At 35.9% G+C, this 17,071-nt stretch carries 9 protein-coding genes; 6 read left to right on the forward strand and 3 right to left on the reverse strand.

The genetic code is table 11. From position 1 onward, the window contains the following. Nucleotides 1-31 precede the first annotated feature (31 nt). Nucleotides 32-1,213, forward strand: coding sequence for a hypothetical protein (locus HOO91_09820; GenBank protein NOU17842.1), 1,182 nt, complete (start codon nucleotides 32-34; stop codon nucleotides 1,211-1,213). Between the two features lie 96 nt (nucleotides 1,214-1,309). Here HOO91_09820 and HOO91_09825 read toward each other — a convergent pair whose 3' ends face one another. Both HOO91_09825 and HOO91_09830 read right to left on the reverse strand, forming a co-directional pair. Continuing rightward, the gene (locus HOO91_09825; GenBank protein ID NOU17843.1) at nucleotides 1,310-1,747 is read right to left on the reverse strand and encodes a lasso peptide biosynthesis B2 protein; all 438 of its coding nucleotides are present in this window, start codon (nucleotides 1,745-1,747) and stop codon (nucleotides 1,310-1,312) included. Nucleotides 1,748-1,754: 7 nt separating this feature from the next. Beyond that, on the reverse strand, nucleotides 1,755-2,045 hold the full coding sequence (locus HOO91_09830) for a lasso peptide biosynthesis PqqD family chaperone (protein ID NOU17844.1): 291 nt from the start codon (nucleotides 2,043-2,045) through the stop codon (nucleotides 1,755-1,757). A 382-nt stretch (nucleotides 2,046-2,427) separates the two neighbouring features. Here HOO91_09830 and HOO91_09835 point away from each other — a divergent pair, with 382 nt between their 5' ends. From HOO91_09835 to HOO91_09850, 4 genes are all read left to right on the forward strand, one after another. After that, a complete protein-coding gene (locus HOO91_09835) occupies nucleotides 2,428-6,909 on the forward strand; it encodes a T9SS type A sorting domain-containing protein (protein NOU17845.1) in 4,482 nt (1,493 codons plus the stop codon). Nucleotides 6,910-7,440: 531 nt separating this feature from the next. Then, nucleotides 7,441-9,546, forward strand: a complete 2,106-nt coding sequence (locus tag HOO91_09840; protein NOU17846.1) for a hypothetical protein — start codon at nucleotides 7,441-7,443, stop codon at nucleotides 9,544-9,546. Nucleotides 9,547-9,666: 120 nt separating this feature from the next. Beyond that, a complete protein-coding gene (purD, locus tag HOO91_09845) occupies nucleotides 9,667-10,950 on the forward strand; it encodes a phosphoribosylamine--glycine ligase (GenBank protein NOU17847.1) in 1,284 nt (427 codons plus the stop codon). Nucleotide 10,951: 1 nt separating this feature from the next. Then, entirely contained in the window at nucleotides 10,952-11,938 is a 987-nt protein-coding gene (locus tag HOO91_09850) for a hypothetical protein (protein ID NOU17848.1), read from the forward strand. 88 nt (nucleotides 11,939-12,026) lie between these two features. On the opposite strand, the gene HOO91_09855 is transcribed toward HOO91_09850, so the two are convergent. After that, on the reverse strand, nucleotides 12,027-14,369 hold the full coding sequence (locus HOO91_09855; GenBank protein ID NOU17849.1) for a GAF domain-containing protein: 2,343 nt from the start codon (nucleotides 14,367-14,369) through the stop codon (nucleotides 12,027-12,029). A gap of 391 nt (nucleotides 14,370-14,760) precedes the next feature. Here HOO91_09855 and HOO91_09860 point away from each other — a divergent pair, with 391 nt between their 5' ends. Beyond that, complete coding sequence (locus HOO91_09860) at nucleotides 14,761-17,067, forward strand: tetratricopeptide repeat protein (GenBank protein NOU17850.1); 2,307 nt, start codon at nucleotides 14,761-14,763, stop codon at nucleotides 17,065-17,067. Nucleotides 17,068-17,071: the final 4 nt, after the last annotated feature.

The raw sequence follows: 17,071 nt of genomic DNA on the forward strand, positions 1-17,071 counted from the left end.
TTGTTGGGGTATAGTTTAAAAGCATTATATCATGAAAAAACTCAAATTCCTTTTCCACAACCGAAAGTTGTATATTTTCTCTACTAGCATCTTGTTAATAGGGTATTCGATTATTTATCTTTTAATAACAGCAGCAAAAACGGATTTTGAGCCGCCACTTCCCTCCTCAACCGACGAACTTGATTTTCTTGATGTTGATCTTTTAACATTAAGTCAGGATGCAAAATTTGCATTCGAAAAAAAGAGCTATAAGGATGCCGCAAAAAAATATATTGAAATATTACATTATAAACCATCCGACGTTACAACACTTTACAATTTGGCAAGTTGCTATGCACTTCTTAAAAAACCAGAACTTGCTGCAAAAGCCTTAAACCATGCTTTAGATGCTGGTTTAAATGATATTTCAGGCCTGCTTTCAGATTCTGTTTGGACTAATGTTAAGAATAATCTCGTTTTCAAATCCACTTATGATCAAGCTGAGGGTTATAGAAAGGAAAGGGGTGAGCCATTTTACGCTGAGTGTAAAGTTTTAATACGTGGTCGTTTAAGACGACCCGATAGTTATGACTCCACCAAAACATACCCATTGTTGATTCTTCTTCATGGATATGGATCGTATGCAGAATCGTATATGTCCGTTAGAGACAAGATGGGTGCAACAAATTTTTTTGTTGCTGCTCCTCAAGGGCCATATCCAGAAAAACTACTGGAAATAAATAGTCCATCATACAGCTGGTTTTATCTTACTAAAAACAAAGATTTATGGAATAGGGCAGATCCAATGGCAATAGATTATATCCTTAATGTTATTGATGAGATTAAATGCCACTACAAAATTTCGGGGGTATACTTACTTGGACACTCTCAGGGCGGAGGGTTGGCCTATATGACAGGAATTAATGCTTCGAATAAGATATCAGGTATTATTTGCTTTGGAGCTGCCAATCCTAAAGAACTCGTAAGTCCAATGGCATTGAGCACTGCTTCCAAAAATTTACCTATTTTTATTGGCCATGGTTGGAATGATCCTAAGGTAAATTTTGAAAAGGCGCAACAAGCAAAATATTTACTAAAAGATTACCAATTCAATGTTACTTTTAAACCTTTTAAGGGCGGGCATTGGCTAGATGCCAATACTCTAATAGAGGCCAAGAAATGGATTGAGGAGGTTGAGGAGAAAAGAAACAATTCAGCCTCAAATGGCAGCTAAGCTATTTTTTCAAGAATAAATTAGCTGTGAATAGAATTTTCCGCTAGTAAGTTTTGTTCGATTATCGCAAAATGCGATATACTTCACAATTTTACTTCAAGTGAAAAATGCTACTACGGTAAATCGATGCATCTCCTCTTTTCCTGTGACTATTACAGAACCACAACGTAACCATGCATGAGCCGTTAGCTTGTTCAAACCATCTTTACCAACACCAAGGTACAATGTTGATTTTATTCCTTTACGTTTAAGTACGTTTTTTGCTGATATTCCTTTTGCAAAGCAGGATGTTTTCCATGGAGAGTATCGAACAGCACGTCGAATTGATTTTGCTACTTTCAGAACAATTATTCGGTTTTCTTCAGGAATCTCTGAAATAGACTCCACCCCTAAAACGCCTATTTTTCTCAGAATGATTCGTCGAGGAACACAAATTATAAGCAAGTTAATAAATGCTGTTTTTGTAAAGGTCAAAAGGAACAAGTTTCGTTCAAAACGATCTAGTTTAAAAAATCGAGAAATTAACCCAGGCATATAATATTTACTTAGCGGGTATGATAGTTAGTAGCTTTTTATCAAGAAGATGGTTAAGAAACTCCATAGTCTCCGCTTCGCATTGCTCACGGCTAACATCAAACTCATCGAGGAGTAATTCAATAAGTGTATTGACCTTAATAGGATTTTCAATGAGCTCCCACATCCTACTACCCACGGAATTTAAGCCAAAATACTCGCCATTCTCAATGCTCATCATTACAGTTTCCCCATCCATATTACTAGAGACTAACTTATTGCTACGCTGAATGATAGATTGGTAATCAATGATAATCATTAAATTAATTTTTGACAAAGATAGTTTTTTAAAATAAGTTACTTGTTGCTGTTTCTAGTAATAACAGACAACTGATGCCCACATTCCAACAACTTGCAACTTGCGCCAATCTAAACAAATCTACAATTATACTGTTTATCACTTTTACAAAGAAAATTAGGTTTTAAAAAATAACTTTTTTACGATAGCACGCTTTTTGTAGATGAATATATGCTATACTATAACCAATTAACTGATATTGTAGTACCTTTGTAGGTCAAAGTAGGGTTTGGCGTTACCTATTTTGTAACTCATTGATTTTAGCAACGTAAAACATAAAGAGACAGTTGGGCATTTGCGAATTTTAAACGGTATGAAAACAAATATGCATATAAAGATCCTGATGAAAAGAAAATTCATTCTTAGCCTTGTCCTGCTTTTGATTATGATGCTTAGTAATGAGGTTACTTTTGGAGCAACTTACTCAGCAGTGAAATCAGGATCATGGAGCGACCCATTAACTTGGGCTGCTGGTGGTACTACATTTCCTGGATCAGGTGATAATGTTACCGTACCTTTATCTTGGACAGTAACATTAACAGCAAATGCTGCTTGCAATAATTTGACTTTACTAGGAACCACAGGCACTCGCCTAGCAATCGGGGATTATACATTATCCGTAAATGGAACATTAAATGGCCCAAGCAGTTCATTTATCAATAATGTTATCATTACTACTGGAACTTCTGGTGAATTAAAATTTGTGGGTGGATCAAGGGCTTTGTTTGGAGCAAACTGGTCTGCTTCTCATACAAGTGCTTGGAATTGGAGGTGTGAGATTGCTCTTAACGTCGGAGCAATAGGAACTGCTTCAACCCATGTAAAGATGGGAGAACTAATCGTAACAGCTGGAACTTTTACTGTAGGAACAACTGTTGCTGCAAGAGATTTGCGAATTGATGGGGATGGTACAGACGGTTCCGGTACTGTTACAATTGCATCAGGTGCGTATTTAATTGTAACTGGCAGTATGGGTACAAGAACAACATTAACAACAACATATTGTGGTACAATTAACATTGATGGAACACTGATAATACAGGGAGCAAGGCTTAACGGTACAATAAACATCAACTCCGCAGGAGTTTTGGTTATGAAAAGACTAACAAATACCAATGTTGTTTTATCTAATCCAACGAATAATTTTACATATGCTGCTGGGTCAACATTACAATATGATTTGGAAGGATCGATTGGTAAAATTAATACTGGGGCTGAAATATCACAAGCAGTTTCATCAAGTTTATATCATTTAACTGTAAACAATACAAACAGTATAAATTTAAAAAACGACATTACAGTAAACGGAATATTAAAAATAATTCCTAGCGACATATATGCTGATGCAGGTGTGGTAATTACCTATGGTAGTTCTGGAGAATTATACTACCAGGGAGCTTCCGCTCAAACAACTTCCTCTCTTACCTTTCCTTCTGTTAATAGTCCATATAACTTTACTGTTGACAACCCTATGGGTGTAACTTTACATGATAATAGAACAATTAATGGCACTGTTACTGTAAAAACAAGTGCAATACTTGATGCACAAGGTTTTTCGATAGATGGAACAGGAAGTTTTATTTTAGAACCGAATGCTACCATTGTTACTGCTCATCCAAATGGTTTAGATGGAGTTAACGCAACAACTGGGGCTTCAATCTATGATCCTACTGCAAATTATGTGTTTAATGCAGCCTCAACACAGGTAACAGGAACTAAACTTCCCATTACATTGAATAACTTAACAGTTGATAATGGTTCTATATTAACCTTAACAAATAACTATCTTACTGTTAATGGAATTCTTCATGTAAAGATCGGAACTTCTTTTGACGCTAGAGGAGTCTCAATTGATGGTACAGGAAACTTTAATGTTGAAGATTATTCAACTTTTATAACGGCTCACCCAAACGGTCTTGATGGCACAAATGCTACAAGCGGAGGATCATCTTTATTTGGTATTGCTGACTATGTATTTAATTATTCTGGGACTCAGATAACAGGAAACCAGTTACCCTCAATTATTAATAATCTTTTAGTTGATAATTCTTCAACATTATCATTAAGTAACTCAATTACATGTAACGATGTAACAGCTATTGGTTTAACACAACTTATAGTTCCTCCCGGTATTGGGCTAACATCAAATGGTGTTGCAACTTTCGGGGATCATAATCTTGGTTCGGGTAACCCATTACTGCTTAAAACCAGTACAACTTCCTTTAGGCCAATTATGGGAACATTTATTAACAACCCTGCCAACGGAGTAATGGGATTAATTTCCTCAGAATTTAGATACACTTCTAGAGGGGGGGATATTAGTAAGTTAGGCGGCAGATCCTACTACTTTTCACCGTCAACTTATGAGGCCACTAGTGGTTTATTTAGTCCTGAAGGAAGTCCTGCTAATGGGGTCAATCCTTTTAGCCACTACAATTTTGGCCCTACACCTGCTAGGGGCTGGGCAAGAATTAGTGATGTTTCAACTGCCTTGCTGACAATGAATGCTTATGGTATTCGATCTGCAACATCTCAAACATTCACAGTAACGGGATTCCCCAACGATCAGGTTTCCTATTCAGTTAGTTTGCCATGCCCATCTCCTTCAAACACTTGGTGGTATATGGTTGGTAATCCTTACCCTGCGGTCATAGATTGGGATTTAATAACGCTACCTGCGGATATTGATAATACCATGTACTATAGAACCTCTACTACTTCTGGTTCAATGTGTACTGATACTTACCAACAAGGATCGGGCGTTGGGACAGCTAATAATGGAACAAACGTTGATGGCAAAATTCCGCCAATGCAAGCCTTCTGGGTTAGGGCAACAGGAACTAGTGGTAGCGCAACTCTTACCATTACTGCTGATGCAAGAGGTCATGTATGGGGAGGTACAAATGCTTTTTATAAAAGTAAACCCAAAACAAAAACTATTCCTAATAAGGAAATTTTCAGCCTTTTCATGTACACTAAGAGTTTAAGAGATCAGTTAATAATTGTTCAGGCAGATTATGCCTATGATGCCTATGACAAATGGGACTCCTTCAAACGGTTTGAGGATGATACATCGAGAGCAGCACTTTACTCCTTTACACCGGAACTATACAAGACTGTAATTCAGTCTATAAAACCAATTTCTGGCGAAAAAATATTCCCAATAGGGCTTTTTAATACATACCCAACCAAAACGTTTAGATTTGAGGCTGATTTTAGTAAAGCATCATCAAAATATAACTATTTTCTTGAGGATACAAAGGATAATATTACGCAGGATCTGAAACAGAATCCAACCTTTACATTCACATCCACTACACTTAAAGATAGTATTGGAACTCGCTTTAAACTTCATGTACTACTTGCACCTAAAGTTATTGTTAATAATTCAGTCTCTTCTTGTTCATCACAAACAGTAGATCTTACAGCATCTTCTATTACTCAAGGATCTGATAACGGTTTAACTTATTCCTATTGGCTTGACTCTAACGCAACCCAGCCATACTCTACTCCAGTAAATGCGGTTGCAGGTACTTACTATATCAAAGGAACTGCGGCAAACGGTTCATATTCTATATCGGCTCCTATTGTTCTAACAAATAACCCGCCAACACTTGTTGCAACTTCTCCAAATGCTGTTTGCGCGCCAATGACAGTTGATCTAACAAAGCCTGAGATAACATCAGGTTCTTCGGCAGGACTATCTTTTACATATTGGACAGATTCAAATGCAACAATAAACTACAGTACCCCTACCGCTGCTACAAGTGGTAACTATTACATAAAGGGAACAGATCCTTATGGATGCTCAACTATTTCTGCACCTATTCAAGTAACTATTAAAACACCACCAACGGTTGTTGCAACTTCTCCAAATGCAGTTTGCTCACCCATGAGAATTGATTTAACTAAGCCCGAAATAACATTAGGTTCTTCGGCAGGGTTGACTCTTACTTACTGGACAGACTCCAAAGCAACGATAAGCTACAGTACACCAGCCTCTGCTACAAATGGTAGTTACTTTATAAAGGGAACGGCTTCTGATGGGTGCTCTACGATATCTGGCCCTATTCAAGTAACCATTAACAACCCACCAACCCTTGTTGCAACTTTTCCAGATGCAGTTTGCTCTCCTGTGACAATTGATTTAACTAAACCCGAGATAACATCAGGTTCATCGAGTGGGCTAACTTTTACATATTGGACAGATTCCGATGCTACTATAAACTACAATACCCCAGTCTCTGCTACAAATGGCGTCTATTACATAAAGGCAATTGATTCCAATGGCTGCTATGCTGTTTCTGGCCCTGTTGTTGCAACTGTAAATATCTCCCCAACAGTAATTACAACAAACCCAGCAGCAGTTATATCTCCAGCAACGGTTGACTTAACTGTTCCTGAAATCACATTCGGTTCAACCGAAGGGTTGGATTATACTTATTGGTTAGATGCTGCCGCAGTATCGCCTTATTCAACACCTCAAATAGCAATAGCAGGTAATTACTATTTAAAAGGAACAGATATTAATACTGGGTGCTATTCAATTGCTGGTCCTGTAACTGTTACGGTCAATCCAATTACAGGGGTAGATCCTGAGGGCTTAAAAGGAATTTTTATTTATTCTAATGAAAATCAGATATATATTATTAATTGTCAATCCAACTCTGAAATTAAAATCTATGATATGCTTGGTAGATTAAATTATTCTGGTTTTACAAAATCTCTAAATGAAGTAATAAACTGTAATTTTAAAACAGGTTTCTATATAGTAAAGGTTCTAAATACACAGAATATAAAAACTGAAAAAGTATTCATTCATTAATTTAAAAAATGAAGATAGAAGGTATCAAATCCACACAAATAAAAAAGGTTTGGAGTAAACCCCGGTTATTATCGGGGAAAGAGATTGGTTTTTTTGGTTTAGGGCATGTTCAAACTACACCATCTACTGATTTTAGTTAAAATTTTTCAGAGTACATTAAGGTTCAATTATCGATATACACTGGTCAATGTAAAGATGTTTTGCCTACTTTAAATAGGTTATACTATTATTCCAATACTGCCTCATTGTAAATAGCTCAGTGAACTTATTCGATGTTTCATATTAAATCTATCTGGAGCAAAAGGTCTTATAGATTTATTCTTTAATTACTGTATAACTTGCTAATGGAATCTATTTAGAACTTAATGAAAGGGAATAGACCATAGAGGTAAGTTTCATATTTTAAGAAAGTTATTAAATAACAAGATTTGTCACTTGATATATGTCATTCATAAAAAAGACACTTTAATATTTGTAAAAACTCTTATTTATAGACTAATTTTAGTGATATAAACACAATTAATAAGTTCTATGAAACGATTTATTTCTATCTTATTTGTCATTATTGCCTCATACAATATATCAGCTCAAGATTTTGGTTTTTTTAATTATCAGGCAATAATTCGCGATGCGAATGGTAATGTTAAAGCGAATACAAACGTTACAATAGCAATCGAAATTCTTCAGGGTTCTACCAGTGGTGCAGTAGTGTATAATGAGACACATGCCACTTCCACAAACGAATATGGATTGGTCACTCTTCAAATTGGCTCAATAAATCCTTCAAGTTTTTCCACAATCAATTGGTCGAATGCTCCTTTCTTCATAAAAATTTCAGTCGATGGAACAGTAATAGGGACTAGCCAGTTATTGAGTGTACCCTTTGCTCTTCATGCTAAGGAAGCAGAAACCTATTCCGAAACCGATCCTGTTTTCTTGGCTCATCCGGCGAATGGAATTACATTAACAAATTTATCTAATTGGAATACTGCGTACAATTGGGGAAATCATGTTAATGCAGGCTACTTGACCAATTTTACAGAAGCTGATCCCGTTTTTGGTGCTTCTGCGGCCAATGGTATCTCCTCAACAAATATTTTCAATTGGAATGCCTCCTATAACTGGGGGAACCATGCATCTGCTGGCTATCTAACTAGTTTTAGTGAGACGGATCCAATTTTTGGAGCATCTGTCGCCAAAAACATTACCGCATCAAATATTACTAATTGGAATACTGCTTATGGATGGGGAAATCATGCAACTGCGGGCTATTTAACCAGTTTTACAGAGGTTGATCCCGTTTTTGGTGCTTCTGCCGCTAATGGTATCACTTTAACAAATATTTCTAATTGGAATACTGCTTACGGATGGGGAAATCACGCTAGTTCGGGTTATTTGACTAGTTTCACAGAGGTTGATCCTGTTTTTGGTGCTTCTGCTGCTAATGGTATCTCCTCAACAAATATTTCTAATTGGAATACTGCCTATGGATGGGGAAACCATGCTGGTTTATACAAATCAATATCATACATACCTGATTGGAGTGAACTAACAAATAATCCTTTTAACCTATCCTCCCCGTCCAACAATCAACTTCTTAAATATAACAATGCTTCAAGTAAATGGGAGAATTGGACTCCTAATTTCTTAACAACTGAAAACCAATCATTAACGCTTAATACTAATCAACTTTCAATATCAGGCGCAGGTGGTAATACTGTAACCTTCACAAACTGGGATACAGATAAAACTGATGATGTTACTCTTGCTACTCCTATAAATGGCGATATGCTTTATTTTAATGGCACAAGTTGGACAGCAGTACCTAAAGGTACTACAGGACAAGTCTTAACGATGAATGCATCTGGAATTCCTGAATGGCAATATACTTATACCGCACCAACCGCTTCAACACAACTTGCAACATTTAGTCTTCCTTCAGCAATACTTAACGGAGTTGTAAATCCGAATAAACTACCCACAACAGTGACTTTTCAGTATGGAACAACGCTCAGTTACGGAAGTGCTGCAACTGCAACTCAAAGTCCTATTAATGGGAGTTCAAACACAAATGTAAATTGCAGCGTTAGCGGTCTTGTAGCCGGAACAACTTACCATTTTAGGGTAAAAGCGGAAAACGCCTTTGGTATAACCTATGGCGATGATATGACTTTTACTTTACTGGGCACAGGCATCACATGGGAAGGTGGTTTAATTTTCTATCTGGATGCTACAGGTCTACATGGACTTATAGCTGCACCGAGCGATCAGGTAAGTGCAGACTGGGGTTGTTACCCATCAGTAATTTCTGGTGCTGATGGTACGGCAGTTGGAACTGGAAATCAAAATACTATGGACATAATTGCTGGTTGTACAACTATTGGCATAGCGGCAGAGATCTGCGCTAACCTAAATTTAAATGGCTATAGTGATTGGTTTTTACCATCAAAGGATGAACTGGGATTAATGTATACCAATCTTTATCTTGCTGGTAAAGGATCTTTTGGCACCACTATTTATTGGAGTTCGAGTGAATATAATATCAATTATTCTTATCGGTTAAATTTTAGCGGAGGCGTTTCAGGAACAAGTTTGAAAAATTCTATTCAAAATGTTCGCGCTGTAAGAGCATTTTAACTCTTGGTACTATGTGAGATCAAATACAAAATCTGTATTTAAAGGGGATTCAGTTAAGAATCTCCTTTTCTTTTGTAATGATAATCGTTTCACTTATTTTTACGCTTGAAAAACATACTTATGAATTTCCTTGTACTCGGTTCTGGTGGTCGTGAACATGCAATAGCATGGAAATTATCACAAAGTCCTATTCTTAAAAAACTATATATAGCACCAGGTAATCCAGGCACTGCAAATGTTGGAACTAATTTAGATATTGATATTCTCAATTTTGAGTCCGTAAAACAGGCGTGTATTGATCACAAAATAGATATCGTTTTTGTTGGCCCGGAAGAACCTCTGGTTAGAGGAATTCATGATAGTTTTAATATTGATCCAAGGGTAAATCAGGTAAAAATAATAGGCCCAACGAAAAATGGAGCAATGCTTGAGGGCAGCAAAGATTTTGCCAAAGCATTTATGACTCGCCATTCGATACCGACTGCGCGTTATAAGACATTTATTTCTAATCAATTTCAAGAAGCAAAACAGTTTTTATCCGAATTAAAACCACCTTATGTGATAAAGGCAGATGGACTTGCTGCTGGAAAAGGTGTTGTTATCAGTGCCGAAATAGAGGATGCAGAAAAATGCATACAGGAATTTTTTAGTGGTAAGTTTGGAGAGGCAAGTAAAAAGGTGGTTATTGAAGAGTTCCTAAAGGGAATAGAACTTTCAGTGTTTGTATTAACGGATGGTAAATCGTATGTAATTTTACCCGAAGCTAAAGACTATAAACGCATTGGCGATGGAGATACAGGCTTAAATACAGGAGGTATGGGTGCTATATCACCAGTTCCTTTCGCCAATCCCGATTTTATGAGGAAGGTTGAGAACCAAATTATATCTCCAACTATTAATGGGTTAATCAAGGATAGTATAGATTATAAAGGCATTATTTTTATTGGATTAATGAACGTTGAAGGAAATCCTTTTGTAATTGAGTACAATGTTAGAATGGGGGATCCTGAAACCGAAGTTGTTATCCCTCGGATTGAAAGCGATTTAGCAGAGATGTTCGTTTTAGCAGGTGAACGTAAACTTTCCGATTATAAACTAATTATAAGTAACCAAGTTGCTTCAACAGTAATCATGGTTTCTGGTGGATATCCTGAAGAGTATGAGAAAGGAAAAGTAATAAATGGTTTGGCAGATTTCTCCGATGTAGTAATATTTCACTCGGGCACAAAAAGGGTTGGAAATTCGATAGTTACTGCAGGAGGAAGGGTGCTTGCTCTAACAGCATTGAGTGCTACAATGGACGAATCTCTTGCGAAATCCTATAAGGTTGCAAACATAGTGAACTTTGAAGGGAAATATTTCAGAAAAGATATTGGGAATGATCTAAAACATTTCAAACACTAAAATGATTCTAAAATTTTTCAGGCAGACACTTCCTCAAGTAATCATTGTATTGATACTGATTGCCATTCTATTATGGGCTAGAAATTTTTTTTCTGAACAAATCGCACCTTTCTACTTTGATAGCATTAAAATGCCCTTCTATGGGCTAATTACAGGCTGGATTTCAGAAAATATTCTTTATGGAAAGTTGATTACTTTCACTATAACGCTTTTTACCGCATTTTATCTCCTCCAAATTAACTCAAAGCATATAGTAATTAAACAACGAACCTATCTTCCAGCATTTTTTTATATCTTATTAACATCATGCTTTATAGCCCTTCAAAGGGTTAATCCTGTAATTTTTTCTGCTTTATTTTTTGTATTTGCATTCGATCATATTTTCTCAATTTACCATAAAGAAAATGCATTAGATAATATATTTAAAGCAGGATTTTATATTGCAATTGCTTCATTATTCTATGCTCCTTCAATTTTGTACATTATTGTATTATTCCTCGCAATAATGTCAATCCGAACCTTCAATATTAGAGAATGGTTTGCTGCTCTTTTTGGGGTTATTACACCTTGGTTTTTCTTTTTTTTCTATCACTATATTATCAATAGTGATTTGTCTATTTCATTCAAAACGCTAAATTTAAATTTATTCACCCCTGTTAATCAGGATAATGATAGTTTTTTAATTTATGTTTTTTACGGTTATTGTTTGCTTTTATTTCTGGTAACAGGTTTTTATCTACTTAAAACACTGCCTACTCAAAAAATAAATGTGAGGAAGTACTATGGCGTTTTCTTCTGGTTTAATCTGGTTTCAATTTCTATATTGATACTTATCCCTAGTATTTCTTACGAAATACTATTTATAGCGGTAATACCTCTTTCATTTCAGTTTGCTTATTACTTTACAACATGTAAGCGCAATTTTTGGTCTGAACTTCTTTTTTTATTACTATTTGTGATTGCTATATTAATGCAGTACAACAATTAAGTCAGTGGGTTAAACTTTTTATTTTGCATGAGTCCCTGTAAGTAATCATTATTGACTTTTAGGGTAAGTCTCAACTCAGATACCCTGTCTACAAATCCGTCAAAACCTTGGTAATTCCCAATATTCCTGTTACTTCATCATTATTGTCAATAAGGGGGAGGATTGTTACTGCAATTTTATGTTCTACCCTATCGCTCATTTTTTCTATATAGACTTTATTTATAATTGGAGTTTTAGATTTTATAACATCCTGTTCATCCATATAATTTCTTGAGGCTAGTTCTCTGTCCATTAAATCGTAATCGGAAAGTCCAATTACTTCAAAAGGGCTAGATACACTAAAAACACTAAGCATTGAATTGCTAATATGGACATATTTTCCATCAATATCTTTTTGATAAATATAATCGGGTGAATTATGAAGGAGCGTATCAAGCAATGATTTATCTTCACGAAGCTCATTCTGGATTACTTCTTGCTCCTGACGTTTGCGCTCCATCTCTTCTTGGGTTGCTTGTAACTCTTCCATATTTTGGCGCATTTCCTCCTCCTGCGCAGCCATCTCTTCGGCTTGTTGTTGCGACTTGGCAAGGAGTTCTGCGGTACGAATATTTATACGCACACTTGATATAGTTGAGGCTATGCTACTTGCAATTTTTTCAATGAATTCAATATGATATTTTTCATATACCTTAAAGGTAGCCATTTCTATAACTCCCAGAATATCATCGTTAACCTTTAGCGGCACAAGAAGTAGACAGCGAGGATTTTCTTTACCAAGGCCAGATGTTATGGTGATATAATCCTTTGGAATATCAACCATAAATATCGATTTACCTTCAAGAAAGCATCTTCCAACAAGACCTTCACCAATAATTATACTTTTTTGCATGTGCTTTCTCCTATCGTAAGCATAGCAGGCGGTCATATCAACGGTTGGATTGTCCTTATCGTTATCATTAAGAACAAAGATTCCTCCCTGGATTGAACCCGTATACCCAACTAAATTCTTGATAATATTGTATGAGAGTTCGGCTAGGTTATCGTTATTTTGGCGAAGAATATCTCCAAACATTGCGATACCTTTTGTAGCCCAGTTCTGCTTTTCTTCCTCTTTTTTTCGCTCAATTTCAACTTCATTTGAGTGTTTAAGGCTTTTTTGCATTTCGAGAAGTGATTTTCCCAGAATATCGTTTTCACCAAGAAGTTCGAATTTAGCATCAAGGTTTCCTTTTCCAATTTCCCGAGCAAAACTTTCTGTACTGTTTAATCCATCAATCACCTTGCTAACAGATTTTGCCATCGCCTCTATTTCATCTCCACTCCTCACAAAAACCTTTTTGGTTTTATCTATATCTCCTTGTGCAAGGTTTTGTAAAAGGTTCGTGGTTTTTTGAATGGGTGCTGTTATAGAACCAGACAATATCCATATTACAGTACCTAATACTATAAGCCCTAATAGGGTAACAATTATCCCGCTAATCATCGAAGAGCGAGCATCATGCATAATAACGCTGACAGGAATTGATAATCCAATCGACCATGGTGTTGGTGTTTGTCCCACCTGAATTGGCTCATAAATATTGAGACGCTTAACCCCACCAACATTAGTGTAGAAATTAAACCTAGTGCCCCTTTTAATTTTTTCTGAGATTTGATATTCGGCATCTTCTTCAGGCATTATTGCCCTTAGAGTTTTTTTTACAAAATCGATATTGGTATGGGCAACTATTGTCCCATTGTTCGATAAAAGAGATACAATGGTGTTACTGTATAATTTTGATTGATCAACAATTTTTTGAAATTTACTTAAATCAAGGTCTATCCCACCCAAGCCCTGAAACGCACCATTACGTCTAACAGGCACACTAACTGAAGCACCCAACAACTCAACTCCACCAATTTCAAAAACATATGGGTCTAGAACCATCTCGCAATTGCATGTTTTAGATGCGTAATAGTTACTTGTAGTTATATCTCCTGTGAGGTTTTTGTGTTCAACATCAACCATTGGTACACCATTTTTACTAAATGCCGTATAGGATCTTCTCCCATAATTGAGGGCGTATCCCTTTTTTATTAACGAATATTCAAGGGTAAACCAAACACTCATGTATCGTGGATTCTCAACAACTTGCTTTTTGAGAATGTTATAGAAAATAGAATCTAACCTCTCAGGATCGTAATTATTATAAATATTTAGGGCATTTGCTAAGGATCGAGAAAACCCTAGGTCAAGTTCAAGATCGGCCTTTACAATGTTTGCCATTTTTTGGGCTTCACCCAGTGCAATTAAAGTCGCATCATTTAAAGCAATTTGATTTAAACGATAAGCCACAAAACCACCAACAACGGACAGAACAGAGATGGTTGTTACCAGAACATAAATTAGCATTTTTGTTCTGATCATATTTTTAAGCCCTACCTTCATCTTAGTGCAATTTTAAAGAATAAATCTGGGTGATTCTTAAATATCATTATGTGTTCCCAGATCAATACCTATTAATTCGGTTAAAAATACGAAATGTTTTAATAGAATAAAACTCATTTCAATTTGGTTGTTACTAATATTATTTCAAATAATTGTTTAGTTATTGGAGCACTTGAGTTGCCATCATGAGTTGTTACTTTGGTAAGATTATTAGAACCCTCAACTTTGAGTACCTGTTTTTAATACATAAATGTCATAAAGATAAATCGGCATAATGATGAATCTTTCTTAATAACTTTTTAAAATTATATTCCGAAATATTGATGCAATAGCATAACTTTAACAGGAAAGTTTTTAATCTATTTCGTTATCAATAATTGATGTTTGTTAAATGATGAAAGGTTGTTGGTTTCCTATTTGTGCATGCTTTATTCTCTTATTTTCAACTCTTTCGTATTCCGATAATCCACTTGTTGAAAATGACGAGGAACGTCTTTCAATGCTTTTGGATAAGTGTGAAAAAATTAGGGCTACTAATCCTGATTCCGCAGTTATAGTTGCTCAACAAGCATTATCAATTGCCATAAAAATTAACAAAGATTTGAGCATTGTCCAAGCCGAACATCTCTTGGGTTATTGCTATTACAGCCGAAATGATTTTGATTTAGCAATCACACATTTAGAAAAATCACTTGAGATTGCTCGTCGGAATAATTTTGAAGAGTGGATTGCTTCGGGGTTAAACCGCTTAGGAAATGTTTATCAACTGAAAAGTAATAACCTTCAGGCATTCGATTCTTACAAGGAGGCTCTTCAAATTAACCAAAGGCTAAACAACAAGCACGAAATAGCCCGGACTTTAGTAAACCTTGGATCGATTTATAACCTTTTTGGCAGCTACCAGAAATCTATTGAATATTTTCTTGAAGCATTAGCTATTTATGAAAACCTTAACGAACAGGAAGGGGTAGCTTGGACCTCATTAAGCATTGCCCGATTATTCAAAAGGCTTGGACTGCATGAAAAGGCAATACAATATGCAAAGCCAGCATTGCAGAAATATCAGGAAATAGAACAAAAAACGGGTAGTTCAAATGGCATCACTCTTTCCTTAACGGAATTAGGGAATATCTATTTTCACCTTGGTCTTTACGATAAGGCGATTGAAAACACCCAAACTGTTCTTGATATAAATACTAAAAAGCACAATATACAAGGACAGGCAGCCAATCATTTATCATTAGGAATCATCTGTTTTGAAAAAGGGGATCTGAACAATGCTGAGATAGATTTAAACCGAGCTCTTGAGTTAAAAAAACAGGTTAATGATAGTTTAGATCTGTCTATGCTTTATCGATACTTGGGCGAAACTGCAATAAAGAAGAATAATCTTCAATCAGGTATTAAAAATATCGAGAAAGGATTGAGTATTGCAAATAAACATCATCTTCTTTCAGATATAAAAGACTCATATCTTAGCTTATCCAAAGCTCAAATAAAAAGCAAAAATTATCCTAAAGCATTAGAGTTTCAAATGCTTTATTCTGCATTAAAGGATAGCATCAATTCCAGTGAAATTGCAAGGCTGGAAATGCAATACGATTTCGACAAACGTGAAAAAGAGCAAGAAATAATTACCAAACAAAGGGATGCTGTTCAGCAAGCAAAACTTGAAAGACAGCGAATGTTTACCATTTTTACTGCAATTGCTCTTGTTTTAACCATAATGTTAACCTCAGTTATATTTTACTACTATAGAGAAAAGAAAAAGACCAATCAGGTTTTACTGGTTCAGAAAAATGAAATTGAAAAACAAAAACAGGAGATTGAAAATCAGCGCGACATTGCAACAAGGCAACGCGATCAGATTGCCGATCAACAAAGACTAATTACCGATAGTATTCGTTATGCTAGTAGAATTCAATCCGCCGTTTTCCCAAGAGAGAGCACGATAGAGGGATTTCTTAAAGAATATTTTATCCTTTATAAGCCTAAAAATATTGTTAGCGGAGATTTTTATTGGGTTTCGGAATTACATGATGGAAGGCTTGTTGTAGCAGCAGCCGATTGTACCGGGCATGGAGTACCTGGCGCTTTTATGAGCATGCTAAGTATTACCCTGCTCAAGGAGTTAACAGCAACCATGCATGATGTTGTTGCTGGCGACATTCTTTTCAAACTACGCAGTTTAATAATATCCTCTCTCAGTCAAACAGGTAAAGAGGGCGATTCGGTTGATGGATTGGATATGTCCATCGCAATTATTGATAGAAAAACCAGCACCCTTGAGTACGCTGGTGCGTTTATGCCTATATTGATTTGTAGGAAAATGACTAAGGAGACCCAACCCTTGGAATATTTTGACGATCAGGTAAGTTCCGAGAGTTATAGTATTTTCGAGATTCGTGCGAATAAAATGCCTATTGGGTATTATGTAATAGGCGAAAAACCTTTTACTACACATAGAATAACCATTGCAAATACAGATACAATCTATCTGATGACTGATGGTTATTGCGATCAATTTGGGGGCGCAAATAATACAAAGTTTTTACTTGCTAACTTTAAGAAACTTCTGCTAAACCTACAGCACATGACCCTTCAAGAGCAGAAAAAGGTGCTTAAACAAACCATCGAAACCTATCAAGGAGGTCAAAAACAGGTTGATGATATTCTCGTGCTGGGATTCAGAGTATAAGATG

Source organism: Bacteroidales bacterium, assembly GCA_013141385.1.
Taxonomy (GTDB): Bacteria; Bacteroidota; Bacteroidia; order Bacteroidales; family Tenuifilaceae; genus UBA8529.